The following is a 26,996-nucleotide window of genomic DNA, read 5'->3' on the forward strand; positions in this document are numbered from 1 at the left end:
GGCTCTGTGCGCGACGATCTCGCCGCCTACCTAGCCAGCCACCACAGCCCCAATCATTCACATCCACCACGATACACGGCAATCACCGCAGCAGTCCCCCTAATTCGTGCTGCGGGACGCCGCATAGCCGATAGAAATTTCGATACCTACACTCCGAACCTACATTCCGAATCCATCCGGAAGAGCCGCCCACCCGGCGGCGGGCCGATTGAGGTTTCGGCATGCGCATATACAGAACGATCCGTCGCGCCGCACTCGCGGGGCTCACAGGCGCGCTGGCGCTGACGATGAGCGCCTGCGCTCAGCCCGCTGAATTCACCGACCTCAAGGGTGCGGGGTCTCTCGCATATAGCTTTGTGCGGTCCGTCGACTTGTCGGGTGCCCAGTTGTCGCCGTTCGAATTTTGATCGGCCTGCGGGGCGCACGGGTCACCGCAGAGCAAGCGATCTCGGTAGCTGGTTGCTGCCAAAACCACTCAAGGCTGGTCGGTGACATTCAGCGAGGCGAGCGTGTTCTCGCGGTCGCGAATGTATGCGAGATTGGCGACCGTGGCCGGGCGGAACCAGTTCAGCAGAGCAGCTAGTGCATCCCGCTCCGCAGGATTCACTGGGATCTGTCGGGTGACTAGACTCGCCGACAACAAGTGGAGCAACATCCCCCATTCACCAACGTCGCTCAGCGTGCGGTACTCCTCCAACCGGTTAGGTGGCAGCCGATCGGCAAACCGCTCCAAAAGGGCACGTGAATCCGCACTGAGTTTGCGCATGTCGTCATGGGTAACGACCCGTGGTCGATCGGCGACGTGGATCGCGGCGAGCGTCCGGTCACGGTGGTTGATGTAGTCGTAGTCGCCGGCGTCGGCGGGGACCACGTCAAGCAGCCGCGTCAGCGTCTCCTTCTCCGCGGGCGTCACTTCGGTGTGACGATTGACCAGGATCTTGCAGATTTCGTTGAGCAACGACGCCGACTCGCCAGCTTCGCCCAGAGCGCGGTACGGGGCCAACCGACGCTGCGGGAGCCGATCGGCGAGTTGCTCCAGCAACTCGCGTGCCGCCTCGTTCAGCCTGGCAGCATCCATTGTCGTTCTGTCTCCGTTCACTCGTTTCAGGGTACGGGGTGCGGATTGCCGAACTCATCGTTCCGAAGAACGCCCTCGCCACGCACCGGGTAGCCAGTTTGGACCTGTCCATCCGGGGTTACATAACCCTCGATCTCCACGCCGTCCCTGGTTCCGCTGAACTTGTAGTTCCCGCTCTCATCCGACATGACTGGCGGGCGGTCCGGATTCTTGGCCACGTCCTCGACAGTATTGATGATCTTGTCGTCGTCCCAGGATTCGGGGAATTCTGTCTTGTTCGGGTTTCCTGTTCCTGCGACGTGGCCACCACTTCCGTCGCCCTCACCGTCGAGGATGTGGATTTGTTTGAGGTCCGGGGTATGGATGTCTGCCGGATTCGGCGTGTCGCCGATGACATGGTCCCACGCAGTGGCCTCGACCGACTGGCTCGGCAGGTCGTCGCTGTCGTCGGTGTCGATCAGCTCAACCGCGTCATCACCGGTCGCGTGGTAGGCGATGTTGCCCATGCCCGCACCGGCGATTCCCACGCCCGTGACGATCCCGGCAGTCGAGACCGCGCCCAGCGGGACGCCGACGACCGCGCCTGCCCCGGTCGCGTCCAATGCGACCCCGACGACCTCACCCGTGGAGCTCAGGGCAGTCAGCCCGATGCCCGCCGCCATCGCGGCGACCGACTCGGGGTTCTGGATTGCGGCGTTGCCTAGTGATGCGAGGGCGTTAAGCGCATGCGCTCCGGCGCTGCCGACCGCGCTCGCCGCTTGCTCCAGCCAACCGGGTTCCTCCGGCGCTTGGTCGCGGGCCTTGCCCACAGCGTCGGCCGCGACTTCGCCCGCAGTGGCTAGTTGGGTCCGGGCGCGGTCGAGGGTCTCGCGTGCGGCTTGTCGTTTGGCTTCGCCAGGATCGGTGAACGGAACCGCTGGGAGGCCGGGTGGCACTTGCTGCACGGCCTTGTCGTGCTCGGCGGCGGCTTGGCGAGTGGTGACTTGCCCCTCGTCCCACAACCGGATCGCCTCGACCGCCTGGCCCTGAGCCCACGTCAGCGTGAAGGTGTAGGCATCCAGTGCCTTGCTAGCCGCGTGAAAGCAGTCCCCGGCCTCCAGCCACTTGGTCGGCTCGCCGTCGAAGGCCGACCGGAACTGGTCGGCGGCTTCCCCTAATGGTGGAGTCGGTTATTGGAACGGTCCGAATACCTGCCTGATTCGAGCCCTCGGTGCCGCGTGGTGGTGGCTCGGCCGTTGCCGCCTCAAAGTTGACACGTGGGCGTGTCTGAGAAATCGGGTGCTTTGTGAGGGGCGGCCCGTCAGTATGAGGATCATGAGTGGCGGGACGCGCGTGGGGAGTCAGCAGGACGTGGAGAAGGCGGGGCGTCCGCTCGCCTTGGTCACGGGGGCGGGACGTTCGGCCGGGATCGCGGCGTCCGTAGTACTGAATCTGGCGCAGGCTGGCTGGGACGTGGCCTTCACGTACTGGACGCCTTATGACGCGCGGATGCAGTGGGGCATGGAGCCGGGCGCACCTGGAGAGTTGCAGAGGAAGGTGGCTTCCCTCGGAGCGAGAACAGTTGCGGTTGAGGCGGATCTGAGCGACTCGGATGCGCCGGCTCGGCTCTTCGACAGTGTTGAGCGCGAGTTGGGAAACGTCAACGCGTTGGTGCTCTGCCACTGCGAGTCGGTCGACTCTGGTCTGTTGGATACCACGGTGGAGAGCTTCGATCTGCACTTTGCAGTCAATGCACGGGCAACGTGGCTGCTGATCCGGGAGTACGGGTTGCGATTCCGCGGGCAGTACGGAAGCGGGCGTATCGTCAGTCTGACCAGCGACCACACCGCAGGCAACTTGCCCTATGGGGCGAGTAAGGGGGCGATGGACCGGATCACGCTGGCCTCTGCCCGTGAGCTCGCTCATCTGGGAGTGACCTGTAATGCGATCAATCCCGGGCCGACCGATACCGGGTGGATGACCGAAGAGCAAAAGGCAGACATGACTCGCTCCACACCCCTGGGACGTCTCGGTGTGCCGCAGGACTGCGCGAATCTGGTCACGTTCCTTTGCTCGGCGGAGGGCGGATGGATCAACGGCCAGCTTCTCCAGAGCAATGGCGGTCTCGGGTCAAATGCATGAGGCGAGGCTCACGGGTGCTTGCGGCTGGCGACGTCGGCGGCGTAGTTGGTCCAGTCTCCGCTGGAGGCGCGTTGCCATGCGACGGCGACTTTGACGCTGATTCCGAGCATACGGGCCAGCATCGCGGCCGGGAGTTCGCCGGCGAGGGTGAACAGCGCGGTGGAGCGGTCTTGTTGAGGATTGAGGCCGATGTCCTGCAGACGTTGGCCGAGCCGTTCGTCGCTGATCGGCCGGCCAGGGTGCCCGCCGGGGAACAGCCACGGGGCGTGATCGGGGGCGCCGGTCATGGCATGGCCGCGGCGGGTGCTGACCAGCCTGCGCACCATTGCTCCCAGTGGTTCCGGGAGGTGGATCGGGGAGGTGCCCAGCGTGATCTCGACCCGGTCTTCGTGAAAGCGGACGTGGTCGATGGTGAGGTGGGTGATGGTGGCGATGCGTTGGGCGTAAAGAAGAAGTAAGAGCCCGGCGACGCGGTCGGAGGTGGCGAGGGTGTCGTCGTGGAGCAGTCGGCGAGCGTCGGTCCAGCGTTTCTCGGTGTCCGGGGTCCCTTGGGGTGCTGTCCAATAGGGAGTGGTGTAGGTCAGTCCGTGGGCGTGCCGGTATTTGACGGCCCAGCGGAGGAAATGGCTGGTTTCGTCCCGGTGGCTGGAGGTGGACGCGGTGATCCAGCGGTCGAGGTCGGCCTGGGTGCAGGTGTCGAGTGTCAGTGCGTTGTCGCCGAGCCAGTTGAGAAAGTTCGTCGCGGCGGTGACATGGCAGCGCACGTTCAGGTCCTGGAGGCGGGTGGTGTGGTTTTCGCCGAGGCGTTGCCGCAGTCGGCGTAGGTGGTGCCAGACGGCGTAGTTGTGCAGGATCCGGCGCTCGGCAGGGTCGGTGCGGTTTTGGACGGTCGTGGTGATCCAGCGTTCCAGCGCGGTGAGGCGTTCGTCGCGTGGGGGCAGGACGTTGGTTGCGACCAGGATGCTGCGGAGGTGCGCGAGTGTCTTGCCGTCGGGTAGTTGGTCAAGGATCTCGTGAGTGAGCGGGCCGGTGTTCCCGGCGATCTGCGCGAGGAGTTCGCGGACTTTCGATCGGGAGAGCCAGGTCAGGGTGCTGTCGGGGCGTGTAACGCCGGTCAATTGCCTTGTGCAGTGATGTCAGCTCGGAACGGATCGTGCCGGTTTCGTTGCTGAGCAAATGGCGTAGGCGCTGGTCGAGGATGCATCGTTGGCAGGGTTGCTGGCTGAGCTGCCATGTGGTGCGGCAGACCGGGCAGCGGTCCCAGAACTCGGGGTCGGGGTTGGTGCATTGGGCGCACAACGGCTGCTGCATGGTGCCTCCGCGCACCGGCGCGGTGTTGCCGCAGCCGGTGCAGGTCGCCCAGCGTTGTTTGCAGCGCAGGCACCATGGTTGCCCGGTGGCCCGGGAGATGTCACATGGTGCTGTGCGCCCGCAGAGCGCGCACGTGGTTGCGGACCTGGGCCGGCAGACACTGCAACGCGGGCCGTCGGGTTGGCGGACGGAGACGGGCTTGTGGCGTCCGCACTCGACGCAATTTTCCCAGGTGGTACGGTCTTTGACCCAGCAGGTGTGACACAGGGGTGCGTTTTGATCGTCGCGGGCGGCAGGCGTTCGCACGGCGCCGCAGCGGGCGCAGGGCAGTGCTGTGGTTCGGGCGAAGCAGCTGCGACAGAGCCGCTGGCCGTTGCGCACCTTGACGAGTGGCTTGATCTGCTGGCATTGCGGACAGGCTGGCTTGATCACGTTCGTAGCGCCTGCTTGAACGAGCTCGTCGACGAACCGCAGTACCCCTGGAGTGGGCGCGTTGTGACCGGCCCCGGTCAGCAGGGTCGGCTGGGCGAGCACGGCCCAGACCACTCGTCGTTGCTCGGCTGGGCGCTTCGCGGCGGCGCTGAGCGCCGCGCGAACGATGTCCGCCTCGAGTGCTGGATCCAGTTCGGTGACAAGTTCGGTGAGATCTGCCAGCGAGTCCTCTGCAGTGTCAGGGCAGCGGGAGCAGCGAGGCCTGCCGTGACGATCCCGGCCGGCGACGGGGCGTCGCTGGCCGCAACCTGCGCAGGTGGTGCGTGTGTCCGAACAGGACGAACATCTCCATTGCCGACCGCTGACTCGACGACGAGTCTGTCCGCATACACCGCAGTGAGGAAGGGAAATCTCCTGGGCGCCAGCGTCGTGCAGTGCTACCAGCATCCTGGCCACGCAGTAGGGCGCCGGTGGCCGGCCTGTGCGCAACACCGATGGATCGTCACGGAGAGCCCGGGCCAGGCGTCGTTGACTCGTTCGCTCGCGAACAACGGAGCACACAGCTTGCCGGATAGCCGCCGCATCCATGCGGGGTTCGATGGTGTTGATCAGCTCGACGATCAGCCCGATGGGGTCGGGCAGCACCTCGTGGTCGGTGTTGGTCACTGGTCCACCGCAGTGATCCGGGCCCTCTTCGGCCTCAACAAGCCGACACCTTCACCAGCCGAGGTGCCGCCTGCAGCGGCCTTTCTAGGTTTCCTTGCGGTTTCGCCCGTGGCGGCGGGCTCGATGAGGTCCTCCATTGAGCAGTCCAGGATGTCCAGCAAGGCCATCAGAACTTTCAGGCTCAGGCGTTCGGGCCGTTCGGTGACCAACCGGTAGACCTGGCTCGACGACAGGGTGATCCCGCATTCGGCCAGCAGCGGGATCAGATCGGTGGTGGAAAACATGCCTCGATCTGCCATGACCCGGCGCAGGTGCCATCGGTAGTCCAATTTCTGCTCCATCAACGCCCCTTCCCATACGGTGCGGTTGGCTCCAGCGCTGGCGCGATAGCGTTACGCAGTGCGGTGTTCATGAAGTCATCGCTGACGTGTGTGTAGATCGCCGTCGAGCTGTCACACTCGTGTCCTACTTGGACTTGGATGAACCTGCGGTCCACCCCCTCCTCGGTCAGATGCGTTACATACGAGTGGCGAAGACTATGGGGTGTAAGGATTTTCGGCAGTTTCAACGCGTCCCGATAAGATTCGAATCGTGCGTTGATCTCCGCTGGCTTGATCCGCCCACCGCGCTCTGTCACCCACAGCGCCGGGTGATCGGCGCAGCCGAAGCGGGGCCGGATGTTCTCCACATAGTCGGCCACCGCCTCCACCGCCCAACTCATCACTGAGGCCACGTTGCGCCGCCGCGGCGGCTGACCGCGCTTGGCCTTGCCATAGCGGACATGCAGCATCCCGAACCGGCCGAACTCCGGCGCTGCCGGATTGCGACCCCAGTCCACCACATCCAGTTTCGACGCCTCCGTCCGCCGCAGGCCCCAGGCGTAAATGACCTTGAACAGCGTGGCGTCCCGGTACGCCACCAGCGCGCCCTTGCGTCTCGCGCGAACAGCCCGATCGACCTGGTCGTCGGCGTAATCCAGAAACCTCTGCAACTCCTCCCGCGTAAACGGACGCGCCTCCGGGTTGCCTTCGTAGCCGTTAAGGTGTGCGATCGAGTTCCACTCGTGCACGATCGGCATCGGATGCACCCCCGGCCCGAACGCCTTCTCGCACGCATCGCCCCAGCCATACCGTGCGTTGTCGGTGATGAACTCGGTGAACAAGCGCAGGTCACATTGGTAGCCGCGGATCGTAGAGGGAGCCAGATGGTGTTCGCTGGTCAGCGTTGACGACCATTCATCCACATGAGATGGCGTCCAACGCCACGGGAACTCATTGGTATAGATCAGAAAACGGCGAACCAGCCACTCACGAGCAGCGATCGTCTCTTCCCGCAGCCCGCGAGAGGCCTGCTGGGCCCGAAACCCGCGCAGCATCGCCTCGACCATCGCATCCTCCGGTCGCAAGTGCACCACGCCGGAAACCAGCTCCAAATGCGCAGCACCCGCGAGATTCGACGGCCCCAAAACCAAGCCTCCGATCCGCCCACTTAATGAGCGGATCATGCATCAAACGGGATCGTCGAGGCAAACTGGCAGGTCACAGCACTCTCGCCCAGCGAGATGCGGTAGCCTCAGGTCAGCACGCTCACCAGGCGACCAGTGATTTGTCGCCCATCTGATGCAATTTCCGAGGGTTGCTCCAGCCCTCGGTGGTGTCGATGCGCTGGAGTCCCACTCCGGCCTCGTGCAGCAGGTCGCCGTACACGGTCATCGACCAGGCTGTCTTGTGGATGCTCTCCGCGTTCCCCGGCACGAGGGCCTTGGGATCGCTGGTCTCGCCGAGTTCCGCCATCACCGCGCCGCCGGATCGGGGCCGCCGCCTTGGAGGATCTGGTCTAAGCGGTCTTGCGCCCCTTGATCCACTTCCTCGTACGACTTGACGCACTCGGTGAGCCGCCCGGAGATCTCCTTTGCGTCTTTGGCGAGGTTGTCGACCCCCAAAGACCAGCGACTGCAGAAATCCTCGACCGTGTCGGCGAGCCGACTGTGGCCCATCGCCGCCTTGTCACAGTCGATATCGCTGACCCTGCGGCGGCTCACCTGCTCCAGCGTTCCGGACACCCCATCCGCTGCATCTTTCAGTGCCGCTAGATCGACGCGGAATCCATCCGCCACAGGTTCCGATCTCCCTACGCTTGTGCAATCTGATCGCCCTAAAAGCTAAAGACAGCCCGCCAGCCCCAGGCCGGTTTCTGCACACATCGCCCAATTGGATCAAGACACGCGCAACGGGTAGGCACACCACCAAGATCGCACCAGGGCCCATGCTCATGGCCAAACCGAGCTCAAACCGGTCCCATGACCGTGGCAGACGACGGCAAAGCGACCAATTTTTCGCGGGTCACAATCAGTTCGACCACTACGAAACCGCCGCCCCGAGCTCGAGTCGGACAGGCGGACATCGCGAAGGGAAGGCAACCCGACTGACCTGGGATGTGTTATGTCGAAGGGGATGCATAGGCATCACCCCGGATTCACAAGCGGGAGGCACGATGCTCGACCTTGAGGACCGGGTCAACCGGGTGTTCAACCCGGATGTGCGGCCGCTGGTGCAGGAGGCGTACCGCTGCTACGTCTCCGGCTCGGCCCGTGGGGCCATTGTCTTGACCTGGACAGCGATCTGCGCCGACCTCATCGCAAAGGCACAGATCCTCCATGAAGAAGGTGAGGGCGAGGCTGCGGACTTGGTGTCCCAGGTTGAGAAGGCGCAGAGTAGCGAGGAAAGCGAAGCGATCCCGATCATGCTGAACCTCGAAAAGACTCTGCTCGCCATTACGGAGAAGCTGGAGCTGATCGACTTCACCCAGCGCAAGCAGCTGGAGAGGATCCGCGACGACCGGCATCTGTGCGCACATCCGTCCATCCGGCCGCTCGGTGAACTCTACGAGCCGACGATGGAATACGCCCGAGCCCACCTGGTCGCTGCGCTGGAAGCGGTGCTGGTCCACCCGCCGAGCCAGGGCCGAAAGATCGTTCAAAGCTTTCTTACTCACGTAGTCGATCCCGGGTTCATCTTCGATACCGAGTACCTGACGTACACGTTCTTCGACCGCGTACGACCATCGAGCCGCTTCAAGGTTGTCGAAGCTGCGGCCAAATTCGCTGTCCTGGCGATCGACGATGATGCGATCACGATCTCACCAGAGGAGTTCGCCAACCGGATGGCAAAGTGCCTTCGCAGCTTCGCTCGCCGCGATGCCTACCTCGCCACGCAGGCCGTCGCCAAGCAGATGGGCCGCTTCGAGAAGGCAGAACCGACTGAATGCGAAGATCGAAAAGATCGGAAAGGCTCAGGAGACCTGGGGCGTAACACTCATTACAGATGAGGCCAAAGCTGTTGCGCTCGTCGCTCACCCCGAGCTTCGTGAAACGCTGCCAGCGCTCATCGAAGCTTTCGACCGCCTTCCGGCCAGCAAGCAAGCTCAGGTCATCGAGCAGCACCCCTGTCGCTACTTCACGTCGTACCTCCCCGGCCTCCTCAAGGCCGCAACAAGCTACGACTGTGGTGAGGCCATCGCCAGGGAGGCGGTTCTTCCCTGCGCCGAGTACCTGAACAAATCCGAGCTGGAGCAGGTCCTGAAGGAGTGGAACGACAACAGCCAGTGTTGGGGCCGCGCCATGCCGGGCTACCTGATCGAACTTTACGGCCTTACCGCCCACCTAGGGCCCACACGGAAGGCTCTCTGGAATCCGATCCTAAATGACCTTCGTCTCGATGATGCCTCCTGGGGCCTCTCCGAGACGATCTCATGCGGTATTGAAGCCTTCGACGGCGCACAGGGATCATGAGCAGAGCAGCTGTGCTAAGTCTATGAGTTCGTCGATAAGCACCAGTTCCCGTGCCCTTTGCGGCCCACGCGTCCCGTGCTCCGAGAGCGATAGCGATGAAAGCCGGAAGCGCGAGCCAGCACGGACGCGGCAAAGGACGCTTCAATCCCCAAGCGCAGCACCTGGTAAACGAGGTAGCGGTGATCATCCGGCGTCCAGGAGAGGCCAAACCCGAACCGGCCTTCTACTGTCGCTGAGGTTTCCCCGGGGACTCGGAGGGTTGGTTACCTGGTTCCGATCGGGGACATTGCGATCGTGTCGGCGGCGGGTGAAAAATTCAGACGCCGTTGACAGATCGTAGCTGCCTCGGACTGGGCTGCCTGGCGGGTGTGCAGGCGGCCTCGTATTCGTCTGGAGATACTATAGCTATAGCGCTTGTTCCAATTGCCGCACGAATCGCGGTTGTCCCGGTTGCAAACTGGGCTCAGGTGCGAGCGACGTCGAATCAGCGCCCGCAGCCCGGTTTCAGCTCCCCGCACTTTGCTAGTGAGTTCGACTGTTTCGCCCCGCAACATCGAGGACCCCTTCGACCAGCACATTTTCCGGTTTCGGCAATAGTTGGTTTCGGTGCCGTCAAGTCGGCCGTGCTCGAAATATTTGTTTGCCGGGCGACCACCTCCGCAGAACTCGAAAATAGCGGCATGTTGCGCGGCATTGCGGCCGCGCCGGCATTCCGCGACCCACGCGGAATTCATGCCACGTTCGATCAGGTGCCGCGAGCAAACCACGTAGCGGCAGCCACCGCAGCCCCAGCATTAACACCCACCACGACACACCACGGCCGTCGCAGCGGTCCCCCTAACCTGTGCTGTGGGACGCCGCATAGTCGATAGGAATTGCGATACCTACACTCCGAACCGATCCGGAAGAGCCGCCCACCCGGCGGCGGGCCGATTGAGGTTTCGGCATGCGCATATACAGAACGATCCATCGCGGCGCACTCGCGGGGCTCACAGGCGTGCTGGCGCTGACGATGACCGCCTGCGCTCAGCCCGCGTCTCCCCCGGCTCCGCCCGCCATCGACTTCCACCAGTGGCGCTCCGCGCAGGATTTCCAGGCGGGCACTGCCGAGGGCATTGGCCAGGACGGGGCCGGCATCCACATCGACGGGCCCGTCGGCACCGTCGCCCACCCCGCCCCTGATGGCGGAACGCCACGCGACTACGAGTACGCGCGCTGGACGTCCCCGCCGCGTCGCACCGACTTCAAGGCGACCCAGCTGGTCGCCTCGTGGAACGCGTCGACGCCTCCCGGCACCTGGTTGCAGGTCGAGATGCGGGGACATACCGACACCGGCGCGGAGACCGGCTGGTACACGCTGGGCCAGTGGGCGTCGGGCGATACCGACATCCACCGCACCAGCATCGACGGCCAGTCCGACGCACACGGAAGCGTCAACGTGGACACCTTCACCGCGACCCCGGGCACGACGCTTTCCGGCTACCAGCTCCGCGCCACGCTCTACCGCGCCGTCGGCACGCCCGCCTCACCCGCCTTGTCGATGGTCGGCGCGATGAGCTCGCGGATCCCGGACCGCTTCGAGGTGCCGACCTCGGGGCCCGGCGGCGCTTGGGGCATCGAACTCCCGGTGCCGCGCTACTCCCAGAACATCCACAAAGGACACTTCCCGCAGTACGGTGGCGGCGGCGAGGCGTGGTGCAGCCCCACGTCGACGGAAATGGTCGTCGAGTACTGGGGAAGGCGGCCATCCGAGCAGGACATGACCTGGATCGAACCGCAGCACCCCGACCCCGTTGTCGACCAGGCCGCACGCCAGACCTACGACGACGCCTACGACGGAACCGGGAACTGGTCGTTTAACGCCGCCTATGCCGCCAGCTACGGGCTCGATGCGCACATCACCCGCCTGCATTCGCTGGCGGACGCGGAACGATACATCCGCAGCGGCATCCCCGTGATCACCTCGCAGTCGTTCCGCGCCGGCGAGCTCACCGGCGCCGACTATGACACCGACGGCCACATCATGGTCATCGTCGGGTTCACGCCGAACGGGGACGTCATCGCCAACGACCCGGCATCCTCCGACGACGCGGCGGTGCGCAACATTTATCCCCGCAACCAGTTCGAGAACGTCTGGCAACGCACCAAGCGCCACGACCCCACCGGCAATGTGGCCGATGACTCCGGCGGCATCGCCTACATCATCACGCCGCCCCAGTACCCCCTGCCACCCGCCCACTGACACGCCCACATCGCGCGCGGCATGCTCGCGGGAATCACCGGACCTTGGGGTCGGCAACGGTTCCAGGCACGGGTTGAGGACTCAGTTCGGTGGGCGGATCAACCGGCCGAGGCCGGGTTCCATCCGCCCGGTACAGCATCCACTTCGGTCCCCGGCCAAGGTCGACCCGCGCCAACACATCCGCCCCGATATCGCGCGCCTCGGCAACGGCGTCACCGGAAACGACCGTCTCCTCGTGCCCGAGCACCAGCAGCGGCCGAGCGCCCTGCGGGGCGGCGGCGGCATGATGCGGCGATAGCGTCCACCCGACGTATTCGGCACGTTGCCTCGCCCCCGGCACCGACAGGCTCACCGGGCCCGGCACCGCAGCCTCGCTGTCCGCCCACCTGATCACCGTTTCGGGGCGTGCTTGCTCGGCATACTGCGGCTGTGACGCCCCGGCCAGGGCGGCCCGCAGCTCCGGACCACCCGAGGACACCTCCTGCCCGTCGGGGCCAAGCAGCGACCAATGACCCGTTCCCCGGCCCCCGACGAACACCGGCAGCATCCGCCCATCACCAGACACCACCGACTCCGTGGCATGCACCGCACCATCACGGGTCTGCCACACATCGCTCGCACCCGCTGCCCACACATACGCCCCCAACCCCACCGCGAACCGCTGCGCAAACGACGCCTCACCCGCCCCAGGACGCCGTCCCGCACCACACCCGAACAACGCCACCGGCAACCCCGCCACAAAACGCCTATCCCGCCACACCCGCTCCGCCGACTCCTCCGGACCCAACTCCCCATCCGGCCACCGCGCACCCCCCTCGGGTGTCACATGCACACCCACCACCTGCACACCCGGCAAGTCCGAGGCCAGCGCCACCGCCTCAGCCGCCACCGCATCCTCATCCGGGCCGAAGGCCAGCAACGGCACCGGACTCGCCGAGCGCGCCACTTCCGCCGGCGGCTCCACCCGGAGCGGCACACCCCCGCCCACTCGGAACACCATCCACTGTGGACCGTCTTCGGTGTCCATCCGCGCCAGCACATCCGCGCCCGACCGCTGCGCCTCAGCCACCGATTCACCGGTCACGATCATGGAATCGCTGCCCTGTACCACCAACACCTGACCACGGTCCGGTGAGACTTGCGCGTATCCCGGCGATCTCGTCCATTCCGGGTAGACAACCGACTCGTCCGACCCCCGCACCGCCAGCACCACAGGCAAAGACGGAACACTCGCCGCCATCGCCGCGGCCTCCGCCCATGCTCCCGTCTCCGCCCCCTCGCCGGACAGCCGGAAGGCGACCCGCTGGGCCATCCGGTCCCACAAGTCCTGCACGGCCATCGCCGAGGGCGTATCACCCTGCCTCGGGCGCTCCCACATACTGCCCAGGACCGCCCTGGCCCGGGCCTGCAGATCCGCGACCCCATCAGCCGGCAGTGCGCTGAGCACCCGCTCGGCCTCCTCGAACTGCCCGCTCCAGTGCCGGTGCACGCTCGCGATCTCGGCTTCCGTGACCTCAGCGGGCAGGGCCGGGCGAGCGACACCGGCTACCTCACGTTGCCTGTCGACCGACGCGACCGCGGATGCCACCTCCCCGGCACTGTGATAATCCGGCGGCAAATCCCGCTCATAGGGTGGCACGATTTCCCGGGGTTCCTCCGGGTTACGGGCGTCGCCAGCCCGCCGCCAATGCAACTCCGGTGTCGCACTGCGCAGCCGGTCCAGCGCGGCGTCGGTGTCGGCGGCCTCGTGGCTGAAGCCGTCGTAGACGTACACGGCTCGCGGCGGCCCACCAACCCGGCGCAGGCCCTCGGCGAGTGCTCTGGTGTACCAGTTCGGAAGCGGCACGTTGTCTAAAGAGTCCGCTACGAGCACTACTGTTCGCCCGAGCTGACCGGCATCCGCAATTCTGGAGGCCGAGTTCTCCAGAACCTGGAAAGCCGAGGAACGCTGAATGAGCATGCCCAGCTCGACAGGATCCGGCGACTCACGGCGGAATCCACCTTCAGCCCTGGACCCGGAGTCGGACTCAGCCCCAGACTCGTCCGCTAGGTGGCGGATGACCTCGATTTGTTGGTCCACCACTTTCACGAAGACGAACAGCGGATCCGGATCGAACTCACCCACCGCACGCCGCAGCATGGGCCCGCACCCTTGGTAGTCCAACGAGCTCCAGCTTGCCCAGGCTCCCAACTCTTCCGGCTGCACCGGGAAACACACGCCGTTTGGCGTCGACACGCCGCCAACTTTGAGATACTCCGGCTTCAATTCGTCCCGCACGGCAGGAGGCCGCATCCGGTCGGGCGTCAACAGTCTCAGGCCCGGCAAACCGACCGTCCCGCCTTCCAGCATGGCCGGCGTAACGTTGTCTTCCGGGATGTAGACGGGTCGGTCGGCGTCAGGGCTACCCAGCAGGTGCGACGTGAAGGGGGTGAGATCCGCCATCCCAGCAAGGCGGACGTCGTCCCGCCGCGCCAATGAAATGATCACGACCGGTCGCCGCCAGTCCCCTCGCGTCGCCGCAAGGTATTCCGGGTCCGCCGCCAGTAAATCGCCAAAACGCGCAGGCGACAGCACCCCGCCACGGAAAAAACTACTTCCCCCCGCGCTTGCGAGGACGACAATCGGCTGTTGGGGATCGCGATACCCCAACTCCGACACCAACCGGGAAACCCCGAACGAACGAATCTGGTCAGCAACATCCGCTTCGGACGGGTCCAGATAGGAGATGAGCAGCGGCCGCTGCGCACCGGCGGCACCGGCCGGATGCCTTAGCATCACCGACTGCGCCGACGGCGCCTCAACCAAGGCATGCGACCGCCATCCGCTCTCACGCTCCGCGAACTCGCCCATCGACAGGAAAACGGGCCGCTGGACCCCGTCGCGGCGCAGCCCCTCCGCCAACGCCCGCGCGTCCCGTTCGGTCAAACCCGATGGCCACCGATCGAACACCACCACGACCGGCCGGTTCGGATCATCGCGGAAGAAATGCGGGAATCCCGCATTGCCGATCACACAGCTACCGAAGTCCGAAGGCGCGAGAACCCTTGTCTCGCCGGTCTGATCAAGCACGTGAAAACGTCCGCGCACCGACCGGGCCACCACAACGAATGACTTCCCGCGACCGGTCTCCGAAGCAACCCAGTCCATGTCGACGGAAAGCCGTGGCACCGGTCCCGGGCGGGACGGATACGTCACCACCGGCCCGAAGTCCTCGTCCCCGGCCCGGATCCGCGCAGCCATCGGCGACCAGTTCCGCGATGGCACGAACCGCGGAGGATCTTCGTCGAAGTGGAGAACGGCCGCACCGTTCGCATCGCGCCGCAACCGAAAATCCCGATCCGTGACCAGGACCGTCCGATCCGGGTCGTTGCTCCACACGCCACGGGCGAACTCACTCGCGGCGTCCGCACCGAGCCCACTCTCGGCTCCCACCGTCGCCAACAGGACGGGAACACCCGGGCGCAGAGCCGAGATCCCGTAATTCGAGCTGAGTACCAGCTGGCGGCCGAACTCGAAAGCCGACACGGTGCCCGATGGCGTGACGAACTCCTCGCCCCACAACCGGGCCAGCGCAACGGTCGTCGAACCCAGCCCGACCCATCGGGCAGCGGTCACCCGGAAGCCACCCGATGACCACCGGTACCACCAATCCACATCCGCCGAGGTCCCACCGGCTGCCAGCAAAACATGCGACGGGTTGGCGGAATTCAGCTCCGACACCGAAAGTTCCGCGACCCGCGGAAGTCCTCCGGCAAGAGCGATGTCCTTAACCGCAAGCCAAGTATCCTGGTTATCCTCGACGTTGGCGATGTAAAGCGGGCCGTCGTGACCATTTCGACGTATCCCGCTCGCGAGCCGCCAGCCCTCCTGCTCGCTCATGGCAGTCCCTACATCCTGCTGCACGGCAAGCACGACGACGGCCTTGCCCGGGTTCGAGGTCGTTATCTCGCCCAATGCTCCAGCCACTTCCCGGCCGAACGCCCCGGGGCTCAGCCAACCGGTCTGCCGGGTTGCGGGGTCGACGTAGACGAACATTCCGTCCGACTCCTGGCCCGCCAGCACGAAGACAGGTGCTCCATCATCACGCGCCTGGGCCGGCAGCCAGTCCAGGTCGGGCCCCGACTCCGCCCATCGCCGCCAAGTCGCCGCCTCGGCACTGTCCTTGGGATACGCGACCACATCGATCACGCCTGATTCCGCCGGTATCGCCAGCCACGATCGCGGCGACCACGGGTCCACGAGTTCGAAGGACTGATCCAGGACCGGTTCGCTCTCGGGACCCAGCCTGGGGCCGTTCGTCGCACTGTCCCAGGTGGCCACGTGCACCGGTCCGCGATGCCCCGCATCGCGCATGGCCTTAGCCAGCTCCTCCCGTGCCTGATTCGGCATTGGTACCCGATATGTGCTGGCATAAGTGAAGACAACGACGGCGCGGTCGTCGTAGCGGCTCGCGATCCCGTGGGAGCGCGCGTCCTCGATCATCTGACGAGCGAACTCGCGTGGGGTCAGATCCCGCATTTCCCCCGTATCCTCGTCGGCGACGATGAATACGCCCTGCGGTGTGGTCCATGCGAGCACGAAGATCGGCGAATCGGCCTCGACAGCCTGCCGCACCGAATCCATGCGAAGAGAATCCGAGCCAGCCAGCGCGCGGAAGTCGTCCCTGTTCTCGGCGTTAACGGGATAAGCGATCGTGTTCTCGTGAGCCGAGTCCATCCGCAACGCCAACACGCTCGCTCCCACACCCGAGGGCAGCATCAGCCCCGCGTCCTGCGCACGACCAGTCCCCGAGTCCACAGCGATCAACCCGAACCCGGAAGGATCCTGCGAGATATAGCCCTCCGCCAGCAGAACCTGCCGGCTGCCGTCCCCACCCGCGGTAAGCCCCTCGGCGAATCGCCGCGTGAGCTCGTCACGACTCAGATGCACCCCGAGCCCCGCGTTGCCACCCGTGACCACCAAGACGACCGGACCGTCCTGATTGCTTCCGGCAATCCGCTGGTACTGCTCGGTACCGGCCACCCACTGACCAAGCTCCCACGGCGTCTCCAGGTGCGCGGTCGTACCGCGAACCGCATCACCGATCAGGAACGACTTCTCCGCACCAGCCGTCCGCCGCCGCGCCTCCACCACGACGACGACCGGATCCCGGTCACCGGCGATCCCCATCTCCCGCCGCACCCGATCCAGATCCACCCGGCCACCGTGAAAATCCCGCCACCACCGCGACGACGCCATACTGACCGGATACGCCACGGTGTTCTCGGCATGCCCACCCATCCGCAAAGTCACAGCCCGCGTGGCCCCACGCCGCCACTGCGCCCGCAACTCGGCCACACTCGCCTGCCGTTCACGCCTTCCTTCCACGCCCTGATCACGGAGAACACCGGCCAGGTAGCGAGCCTCGTGGAAACGAACGTTCCTGGGATCGTCTGTCAACTCCTGCACGACGCCGTGCACATCCGCAGCCGTCACCATCGGCCCCTGCATCCGACCGGTATCCCGAATCCAGTCCGCCACCAACCGAACATCCCGCGCATCCGCGACGGTCGGTTGCCCGCCCAACTGCTCGGTCAACCGCAAAACATGAACAAGCCGAACCCGCAACCGCTCCCAACTACGCGTCCCCGGCCGCTGACCCACCCCACTCCGATAACGCAACTCCACCGCATCAGCCACCCGCCACACATCCTCATCAGCCAGCCCCCGCCCAGCGGCTAATTCACCATCCTCCTGCCCACGCGCGGCCCTCCACTCCCTCAACAACTCATCGATCGGCCGTCCTCCAGCGGCCGGCGCGGCATCGGCATCGTCTGCCCACCTGATCAGCGCCTCCTGGCTAGCTCCCTCCGCATAGCGCGGCGCGGCCGAGTCGGTCAGCGCGGCCCGCAACTCCGGACCGCGTGAGAACACCTCCTGCCCATCTGGACCCAGCAGTGACCACTGGCCGGTTCCCTGGCCGTCGACGAACACCGGCAGCATCCGCCCATCACCGGAGACCACCGACTCCGTGGCGTGTACCGCACCATCCCTGGTCTGCCAGACATCGCTGGCATCCGCCGTCCACACCTGCGCCCGCAGCCTTGCCGCGAACCGCTGCGCGAACGACGGCTCACCCGACCCCGAACGCCGCCCCGCACCACACCCGAACAACGCCACCGGTAACCCGGCGACGAAGCGCTGGTCGCGCCACACCCGCTCGGCCGACTCCTCCGGACTCAACTCCCCATCCGGCCACCGAGCACCCCCTTCGGGTGTCACATGCAGACCCACCACCTGCACACCCGGCACATCCGCAGCCAACGCCGCCGCCTCAACGGCCACCCCGCCCTCATCATCGGCAAAGAACATCAACGGCGCCGGACTCGGCAACCGCCCCACCTCCGCCGAGGGCTCCACCCGGAACGGCGTACCCCCATCCGCGCGCAACAAAATCCACTGTGGACCACCTTCGGTGTCGGTCCGCGCCAGCACATCCACACCCGACCGCCGTGCCTCAGCCACCGACTCACCAGGCACCACCACGCGGTCACTACCCAACACCAACAGCCGCCCCTGCTCCGGCGAAACCGCCGCGTACCCCGGCGATCTAGTCCATTCCGGGTAGACAACCGACTCGTCCGACCCCCGCACCGCCAGCACCACAGGCAAAGACGGAACGCTCGCCGCCATCGCCGCGGCCTCCGCCCATGCTCTCGTCTCCGACGCGTCGCCGGAGAGCCGGAACGCGATCCGTTGAGCCATCCGGTCCCACAACGCCTGCATCGCCATCGCCGAGGATGTGTCGCCCTGCCTCGGGCGTTCCCACAGGCTTTCGAGGATTGTCCCGGCCCGGGCCTGCAGATCCGCCACCCCATCAGCCGGCAGCGCGCTCAGCACCCGCTCGGCCTCCCGGAACTCCCCGCTCCACCGCTGGTGCAAGGTTGCGATCTCGGTTTCCGTCACCTCAGCGGGTCGAGCGGGGGCACCCGGCACGGCCGCCGCGCGTCGCCTGTCGACCGCCGCGACCGCCGAAGCCACCTCCCCGGCACTGGCATAACTCGGCGGGGAATCCCGCTCATAACGCGGCACGAGCTCACGATGCTCCTCCAGATCACGGACTTCCCCAGCCCGCCGCCAATGCAACTCCGGCGTCACATTCCGCAACCGATCCAGCACGTCATCGATGCCGAAAGCCTCATGGCGGTAGCCGTCGTAGACGTACACGGGTCGCGGCGGCCCACCAACCCGGCGCAGACCTTCGGCGAGAGCCCTTTCGTACCAGTCCGGAAGTGACTCACCATACGACATCGGCACGATTACCACCGTCCGCCCGAGCTGCCCGGCATCCACCGGGTCGGAAAACGGGTACTCAAGGTCCTGGAAATACGGAGAATGCTGGATGAGCATGCCCACCTCCACAGGATCCGGCGACTCGCGCCTACGCCCGGCCTCAGGGGCATACGCAGCCTCGAATTCCGGCTCCGGCTCCGAGTCAGAATCGTGAGCCATTACTACGATTCGTTCGCCCGACACCTTCACAAAGACGAACAGCGGATCCGGATCGAACTCGCTTACTGCGCGCCGCAGCATGGGCCCGTACCCGGCGAAATTCAATGAGCCCCATTGTTCCCAGTGGCCCGCGTCTTCCGGTTCCACCGGGAAACCCACGGCGTTGAGCGCCGACTCCTCGGCAACGCCAACACGCAAGGGCTGGGACTCCAATTCCTCCCGCATCCGGGGAAGCTGCATTCGGTCGGGCGTCAGCAGTCTCAGACCGGGCAACGCAACGACCCCGTCTTCCAGCATGGCGAGACCGTCCGCCGGAATGTTGTCGTGTGAAATGTAGACAGGCCGGTCGGCGTCGGGGGTGCCCAGCAGGCGTGCGGTGAATGGAGTGAGATCCTCCACCGAAACGGAGTCGAACCGTCCCCCTAATGGGACGATCACGACCGGTCGCCGCCAGTCACCTCGGGTCGCCTCAAGGTATTTCGGTTCTGCCGCCAGGAATTCGCCAAAGTTCGCAGGTGATAGCCCTGATGCTGAGGCGAGGAAAGAACCGGAAATCGTGCTCGTGAGGATGACAATCGGCTGTTGGGGACCCCGATACCCCAGTTCCGACAGCAACCGGGAAACCCCGAACGAGCGAACCTGGTCGGCAACACCCGCATCGGAATCATCCACATAGGAGAGCAGCAGCGGCCGCTGCGCATCGACAGCACTGGCCGGATGTGTCAGCAGGGCGGACTGCGCTGACGGCGCCTCAACCAAGGCGTACGGCCGCCGCCCGGACTCGTGTACCCGGAACTGGCCCATCGACAGGAAAACGGGCCGCCGGATCCCGTCGCCGCGCAACCCCTCCGCCAAGGCCCGCGCTTCCCCCTCGGTCAAACCCGACGGCCACCAGTCGAACACCACCACCACCGGACGGGCCGGGTCATCGCTGACAGACTGCTGGAACTCCTCGTTCCTGAGCACACTCGTACCGAAGTCCGAAGGCCCGAGAACCCTCGTCTCGTCAGTCGACGGATCAACCACATGGAAGCGTCCGCGCACCGACCGGGCCACCACGACCACCGGCCGCCGGTGGCCGGCCTCCGAGACAAACCAGTCCATATCCACGGCAAGCGGTGGCGCCCATCCTGGGCGGTACGGGTACACCAGCACCGGCCCGAAGTCGTCGTCCGCGGGCCGGCTCAACCTAGCCACCGGAGACCAGTTCCGTGACGGCACGAACCTCGGTGGATCTGTATCGAGGGGTATGACGGCTACGTCGTCCGCATCGCGCCGCACCCGGAAATCCCGATCCGTCACCCAAACCTCACGATCCGGGTCATTGCTCCACACACCACGGGCGAACTCACGCGCGGCGTGCTCGCCGAGCCCGGTCTCGGCTCCGAACGTCGCCAACAAGACAGGGGCTATATCGACGATATAGTCGTTGTAATTCGCGTTGAGCGCCAGCCGGCGGCCGAATTCGAAGGCCGACACGGTGCCCGACGGCGTGACGAACTCATCACCCCACAACCGCGCGAGCACAACGTTCGTCTCTTGCAACCCGAACCGTTGCCGAACATTCACCTGGAAATCGCCGGAGTTCCACTGGGACCACCAGTTCACATCCGCCGAGGTTCCGCCTGCCGCCAACACGATATGCTCCGACCGGGAGTGTTGACCCACAAGCCGCACTTGGAGTTCGGCGGCGTGCGGATGCCCTCCGGCGAGAGTGATGCCCCACGGTACAAACCGAATATTCTCGCCCACATGGCGTTCTACAACGGAAGCAACATAAACCGGCCCTTCGTGGCCGTATCGGTGTATCCCGCTCGCGAGTTGCCGACGCTCTTGCTCGCGCAGGGCACCCCCGGAATCCGGACGCACGGCGAACACGACGACGGTCTTGCTGGGATTCGAGGCCGCTATCTCGCCCACTGCTCCAGCCACGATCCGGCCGAACGCCCCGGCGCTCAGGCGGCTGGTCTCGCGGGTTTCGGGATCGACGTAGGCGAAAGTGTCACGATCCGCCCGGCACGCCAGCACGAGGATCGGTGGTTCATAACCCATCTGTGCCAGCAGCCAATCCAGGCCAGGCCCCGCCGACTGCGCCCACCGCCGCCAAGCGGCTTCCTCAGCACTGTCGCGCGGGTACGCGACCGCGTCGATCACGTCTACACCATTCCGGATTGTCAGCCGCAATTGCGGCGACCACGGAACCACAAGATCGGCCTCGGGGCCGTGTGTCGCTCTGTCTAGTGAGGTCACGTGAATCGGCCCGTGATATCCCGCCTCACGGAAGCCCTCGGCCAACTCATGCCAGATCCGCTCATGCTGCCGGAACAGCTCACGCCGCGCCGCCGCTGGCAGCGTTTGCACACGCTCTCTGAGGAAAGTGCGGACGACGACCGGGCGGTCGTCGTCGTGCCCGACGATCCCGTGGGATCGCGCGTCTTCGACCACCCAACGAGCGAACTCCCGTGGGGTTACCTCCTGCGTTTCCCACGTGTGCCGGTCAGCGACGATGAACCCGCCCCAAGGTGCGATCCACGTCAGCACCGAGATGGGCGAACCAGCGTCAATAGCCTGCCTTCCCGAACCCTCGCGGGCCGCTGAAAGCAGTCGACCCTCGGTCGTAGCATCGGCGGGATAGGCGATCGTGTGCCCCGGCGCGGAACGCAGCCGCAGCGCGAGCACGTTCGGCCGCACACCCGAGGGCAGCACCACTCCCGGATCCTGGCGGGCACCGGTCGGTGGCCCCACGGCGGCCAACCCGAACCCGGCAGGATCATGCGAAATGTAGCCCTCCGCCAAAAGAACCTGCCGGACACCATCCCCGCCCGCACTGAGCCCCGCGGCGAATCTCCGAGCGAGTTCGTCACGACTCAAATGCACCCCAAGCCCGGCGTTGCCGCCCAACACCACCAAGACGACCGGACTGTCCGCGTTGTTCCCGGCGATCCGCTGGTACTGCTCGGTGCCGGCGACCCCCTGGCCAAGCTCCCACGGCGTCTCCAGATGCGCGGTCGAACCGCGAACCGCATCACCGATCAGGAACGATTTCTCCGCACCAGCCGTCCGCCGCCTCGCCTCCACCACGACGACCATCGGATCCCGATCACCGGGGATCCCCATCTCACGCCGCACCTGATCCATCTGCACCCGGCCACCGTGAAAATCTCGCCACCACCGCGACGAGGCCATACTGACCGGATACACCACGGTGTTCTCGGCCTGACCCCCCATCCGCAATGTCACGGCCCGCGTGGCCCCACGCCGCCATTGCTCCCGCACTTCGTCCACCGTCGCCCGCCGCTGCTCCAAACCCTCCTCGGCTCGCCGAACAACATCCGCCAAGAACCGCACTTCATGCAGGCGAGCGTTCGTGGTGGTCCCGGTCAGCTCCTGCAAAAGACCGTGCACATCCGCAGGGAACACCGTCGGCCCCCGCATCCGACCGACATCCCGAATCCAGTCCGCCACCAACCGGACATCCCGCGCCTGCGCGACGTCCGGTCGCCCACCCAACTCCTCGGTCAGCTGGAGAAGGTGAACAAGCCTGCCCCGCAACCGCTGCCCACTGCGCGTACCAGGCCCACCCACGCCATCCCGGTAACGCAACTCCACCTCATCAGCCAGCCTCCGCACATCCTCATCCGATAGCCTGCGCCTAACGAACGCCGCGGCATCCTCGCGATCGGTCGCGTCCCACCACCCGCTCAACAGCTCGTTGCCCCTCGTCCCACCCTCATCGGCATCAGTAAGCGCGACATCTTCGTCGTCTGCCCACCTGATCACCGGTTCGGGGCGGGTGTGGTCGGCATAGCGCGGCTGGGCCGCTCCGGTCAGTGCGGCGCGCAATTCCGGGCCATGGGTGCGCAGTTCTTGTCCGTCGGGACCGAGCAGCGACCACTGGCCGGTCCCCTGGCCGTCGACGAACACCGGCAGCATCCGCCCATCGGCGGTCACCGTTGTTTCGGTGGCGTGCACCGCGCCATCGTCGGTCTGCCAGACCCCACTGGCCTCCGTGGTCCATAGCTGCGCGCGCAGCCCGGTGGCGAACCGCTGCGCGAACGACGCCGCAACCGGCCTCGAACGCCGCCCCGCACCGCATCCGAACAACGCCACCGGCAACCCCGCCACGAAACGCCGGTCCCGCCGTATCCGGTTGGCGGATTCCTCCGGATCCACTACTCCGTCCGGCCACCGCGCACCCCCCTGCGGGGTCACGTGCATGCCCACCACCTGCACGCCCGGCATGTCCGAGGCCAGCGCCGCCGCTTCGGCCGCCACCGCGCCATCATCCGGTCCGAAGACCAACAACGGTTCCGGAGTCGCAAAGCGAGCTATCTCCGCCGGCGGCTCGACCGGCTGCGGCTCGCGCCCGTCCGCCCGGAACAACATCCATTGTGGACCGCCTGCGGTGCCGGTCCGGGCCAGCACATCCGCACCCGAGCGCCGTGCCTGAGCCACCGAGTCACCGGACACCGCCGCACGGTCACCGCCCAGCACCACTAGCAACCGCTCCCGGTCCGGTGCGGCTTCCGCGTATCCCGGTGATCTTGTCCATTCCGGGTAGGTCACCGACTCGTCCGACCCCCGCACCGCCAGCACGGCGGGCACCGAAGGCCGGGCCGTCGGTTCGTCCTGGGTGTGCCCTCGGGTTTCTTCCTTAGGGCCGGTCGCCGTGGCCTGGGCCTCCGCGACCGCCGGCACCGTCTCGGCACCACGCTCCTGTCCCGCCGGACGCGGTGCCACCTCCGCCGCACTTGCCGGGACAGTGGCCGAGGAACCCGTCAAGGCACTCAGTTCATCGCGGCCTCGGCCGGTCTGCTCCGGGGCCACAACCGGTCCCGGCCTGCCGACCGGGCGGGGGCGAGTCCCGTCCGACCCGAACCGCATCCACCGGGGACCACGCCTGCCACGCCCCGGCACCAGCGCCACGACATCACGCCCCAGACCCAGCGCCACCTCCGTTGCCTGACCCGGCGAGATCGCGACACCAGAGCCCGAACCCTCTCCCGGGGCCAACACGATAAGGTCCGCTTCCGCATCACCCACCTGGCCACGCACGAACTCCGCAACCCCACCGCCGGTCACCACCTCAGCGGGCACCGGCACCCGTACGGCGTCTGCCGGCAACCCCACCGGCGCCGCAACCGGCAGACGGCCACCTGGGGACACCGGCCCCGGCTGCACGGGCGACTGCGGCGATATCGACGACTGCGGCGACTGCGGCGACTGCGGCGATATCGGCGAGTGCGGCGTGCCACCGCGTGCCGGATCCGCAGAGCCCGCAACCAAACCCGCACCCGCCGACGCACCGGAAATACCGCCCCCGCCCCGGGTGGATTCCTGCCCGTCAGTGGCCGCAACCGACCCGGCGACCAGGGACGTCGTCTCCGGCACCACGCCGCCAGAAGACACACCGGGCACATCAGCGCCCGTTGCCGGTTTGTCCACCAGCGGGCCGTGCGCGCTCTCCGTGGGCTCGACCGCCCGCACACCAGCGCTAGGTCTGTCCACACTAGACAGTCCTGTGTCCGTGTGCTCGCTGCGCGGCGGTGAACCGGTACCCGACTCCCCGCGGGTCAGTTCACCGTCAGAGACCAGCGAACCGCCCGGACCGGACGATCCGGCCCCCGGAACCGGTGCCGGATGCTGCACCGACGCACCCGCGCTGCCCGCACCAGCCCCGCCAGCATCCGCGTGGCCGGACCCAGCAGCCGGGCCGTGCATCGGCGGTGCGCCGGCACGAAAGCCCCCCGCCGCTACCCCGCCATCAGCAGCCGGGGAACGGGCCCGGCCGTCACTGTCACTTTCACTGTCCACACCAGACGATCCAGTGTCCGTACGGAAATCCCCGGCCGCTGCCCCGCCGGCAGAGACCGGCGTACCTCCCTGGCTGACCGAACCCAACCCCGGCACCGACTCCGGCCCCGACGGCGAGGACGGCGAGGACGGAGCCGAGTGTCCCGCCGGGCCATCAACACCGTCCACATCAGACGGAGCGGGACCGGTGTCGCCGGTGGCCTGGCTGTAGGGCGGTGGAGACGTAGCAGCACGGGAAAACCCGGTCGGCTCGCCGGTATCCGGTGCCTCGCCGTGGACGTGATCTTGCCCTTGATGGGAGCTGTAGAGCGGCGGCGGGGTGCCCAGTCTGCCGGGGCCCGGCAAAGCACCCGGAGCTCCTGCCTCGCCCGGATATCGCGGCACCGGCGGGACGACCGTTGTCCCGGGCACACCGGTCTCGGAGTCCTCACCCGCCACGGCGCCCGCGCCCACCTGGCCCGGTCCGCCAGACGGGTCTGCGCCAGCGGGCGTGGCAATCCCGGCATCCGGTACCGACGTCTGATGCGCCGCGCCGGAGGAATCGCCCGGCGACGTTTTCCCGGGGGCCAAGCCGTCTGGCAGGACAGCCGAGGTGACCGCAACACCCGGCCCCACCGAACCCTTCTCCAGCTCAGTGGCCACCACCTTTTCGGAACCCGGCGCCGGAATCCCGGAATCCACATCGGACATTTCCTTTGCGGATCCGGGCTTCTCGCTGAAAGTCTCCGCAAAACCGGGCTTCTCGCCCGCCTGCGCCCCGGACTCGGCCTGCAACTCGCCGGCCGTGTCGGTGTCGGTGCTGGCGGAATCCTTCTCCCCGACCGTGTCCTCCCGGGCCCGGCCCGCCGGGATCAGCTCGCCCCGCACCGCCAAGCCCGCCAGATTCCCGATACCCGAACCGATCGCCTCCGACACCCCGGCGGTAAACGAGAACGGATTCCACTGCGCCCCCTGACCACTGATCGCGCCATACCCCGCCTCGCCCAGCATCTCGGTCAGGCCCTCTTCCAGGGACTCGCCCAGGCCGTGACCGAACCGGGCCACCCACATCGCCCGCACCGACATACCCGTGTAATCCTCTAGGTTCTTCGACACCACATCGGCGAATCTCGCCATCGAAGCCACCGGGTACTGCTCCGCATGCTCCTCGGCCACCTGCCGCGCCGCCGCCGCCAACACCTCAGCATCGATCTTGTCACCCAAACCCCGCACCAGGACTTTGGCGATCGCGTTGCCCACCACATTGCCCAACGCCGAGAGCGGCACCGCCAGCAACCCGCTGAACGAGCCGACCCCCACCGCCATCTCCGACATCGCCGCATCCCACTTCTTCCGCGTCCCCAACGCGAACTGCAATCCCTGCGCCCCGGCATCCATCACCACCTGCAACCCGATACCCACCACCTGGCTCATCGCCAGCCGCATGAACAACTGGCCCCACCACCGGGTCAGCAACAACCGCATCACCGCGAACCGCGCCGCCAGCCACGCCATACTCGCCCCACCAGTAGGCCCCGCCATCGCCACCGCCCAGGCGATCTCGGCCACCAGCAGCAGCAAACCCCCCACCGTGACGAACTTCAAATACTGCACCTGCAACGCCAGATTCCGCACGAACTCCGCCAACTGCCGCACACCCACTGCACCGGCCTCCAAAACCGGTCCGAAAGCCGCTAACCGCTGCGCGAACCGGTCCGCCGCCTTGCCCGAAAACCCACCCCGCACCCGCTCCACCACATTCCCCACCACCGGTGCCAAACTCTCCACCGTCGCCGCGTCCGACTCCAACCGCCCCGCCACCGCGAACAACGCATCCTCATCCGCATCCGTCATGTCCTCACCGGTCAATACCTGAAAAAGCCGCCTCACCTCCTCCGGCACCATCAAGGACACGCGAAAACACCCATTCAGCTACGCCGCACGCGGACAAGACCAACAGATCAATACGCCGATAGTATGAACCCGCCGTACACACCCGCAAACCAAGATCGCCACGCGTGCAACAACTATGCACGTTCAACCCCAAAAACAGAAAGAATGCTCTGCCGGT

At 66.2% G+C, this 26,996-nt stretch carries 11 protein-coding genes and 1 pseudogene; 3 read left to right on the top strand and 9 right to left on the bottom strand.

Annotated features, from left to right (window positions below):
- Window positions 1-475: 475 nt before the first annotated feature.
- From BJ970_RS00315 to BJ970_RS39810, 3 genes and pseudogenes are all read right to left on the bottom strand, one after another.
- Complete coding sequence (locus tag BJ970_RS00315; protein WP_184722008.1) at window positions 476-1,099, bottom strand: hypothetical protein; 624 nt, start codon at window positions 1,097-1,099, stop codon at window positions 476-478.
- Window positions 1,100-1,104: 5 nt separating this feature from the next.
- Window positions 1,105-1,740 carry an EndoU domain-containing protein gene (locus tag BJ970_RS00320; RefSeq protein WP_376775091.1) on the bottom strand — a complete coding sequence of 212 codons (636 nt, stop codon included), beginning with the start codon at window positions 1,738-1,740 and terminating at the stop codon, window positions 1,105-1,107.
- 123 nt (window positions 1,741-1,863) lie between these two features.
- A pseudogene (locus BJ970_RS39810) lies at window positions 1,864-2,220 on the bottom strand (putative T7SS-secreted protein); the annotation flags it as partial.
- 208 nt (window positions 2,221-2,428) lie between these two features.
- Here BJ970_RS39810 and BJ970_RS00325 point away from each other — a divergent pair.
- Complete coding sequence (locus tag BJ970_RS00325) at window positions 2,429-3,199, top strand: SDR family oxidoreductase (RefSeq protein ID WP_184727599.1); 771 nt, start codon at window positions 2,429-2,431, stop codon at window positions 3,197-3,199.
- Between the two features lie 8 nt (window positions 3,200-3,207).
- Here the strand turns inward: BJ970_RS00325 and BJ970_RS36890 are convergent, their stop codons facing one another.
- The 5 genes from BJ970_RS36890 to BJ970_RS00350 form a co-directional block, all read right to left on the bottom strand.
- Window positions 3,208-4,317 (bottom strand): hypothetical protein, encoded by a 1,110-nt coding sequence (locus BJ970_RS36890; protein WP_221466987.1) that lies wholly within the window; start codon window positions 4,315-4,317, stop codon window positions 3,208-3,210.
- A gap of 1,287 nt (window positions 4,318-5,604) precedes the next feature.
- Window positions 5,605-5,949, bottom strand: a complete 345-nt coding sequence (locus tag BJ970_RS00335; protein ID WP_184722017.1) for a helix-turn-helix domain-containing protein — start codon at window positions 5,947-5,949, stop codon at window positions 5,605-5,607.
- Complete coding sequence (locus BJ970_RS00340) at window positions 5,949-6,995, bottom strand: tyrosine-type recombinase/integrase (RefSeq protein WP_221466988.1); 1,047 nt, start codon at window positions 6,993-6,995, stop codon at window positions 5,949-5,951. Before BJ970_RS00340 ends, BJ970_RS00335 begins: the two co-directional genes overlap by 1 nt.
- 199 nt (window positions 6,996-7,194) lie before the next feature.
- A complete protein-coding gene (locus tag BJ970_RS00345) occupies window positions 7,195-7,401 on the bottom strand; it encodes a hypothetical protein (RefSeq protein WP_184722023.1) in 207 nt (68 codons plus the stop codon).
- On the bottom strand, window positions 7,401-7,724 hold the full coding sequence (locus BJ970_RS00350; protein ID WP_184722026.1) for a hypothetical protein: 324 nt from the start codon (window positions 7,722-7,724) through the stop codon (window positions 7,401-7,403). Before BJ970_RS00350 ends, BJ970_RS00345 begins: the two co-directional genes overlap by 1 nt.
- Before the next feature lie 377 nt (window positions 7,725-8,101).
- On the opposite strand from BJ970_RS00350, the gene BJ970_RS00355 reads away from it, so the two are divergent.
- Both BJ970_RS00355 and BJ970_RS00360 read left to right on the top strand, forming a co-directional pair.
- Window positions 8,102-8,935, top strand: a complete 834-nt coding sequence (locus tag BJ970_RS00355) for a hypothetical protein (RefSeq protein WP_221466989.1) — start codon at window positions 8,102-8,104, stop codon at window positions 8,933-8,935.
- A 1,409-nt stretch (window positions 8,936-10,344) separates the two neighbouring features.
- A complete protein-coding gene (locus tag BJ970_RS00360; RefSeq protein ID WP_184722028.1) occupies window positions 10,345-11,640 on the top strand; it encodes a C39 family peptidase in 1,296 nt (431 codons plus the stop codon).
- Window positions 11,641-11,674: 34 nt separating this feature from the next.
- Here the strand turns inward: BJ970_RS00360 and BJ970_RS00365 are convergent, their stop codons facing one another.
- Complete coding sequence (locus BJ970_RS00365; RefSeq protein WP_446689096.1) at window positions 11,675-26,830, bottom strand: DUF8616 domain-containing protein; 15,156 nt, start codon at window positions 26,828-26,830, stop codon at window positions 11,675-11,677.
- Window positions 26,831-26,996: the final 166 nt, after the last annotated feature.

This window comes from Saccharopolyspora phatthalungensis (assembly GCF_014203395.1).
GTDB classification, from domain to species: Bacteria; Actinomycetota; Actinomycetes; order Mycobacteriales; family Pseudonocardiaceae; genus Saccharopolyspora; species Saccharopolyspora phatthalungensis.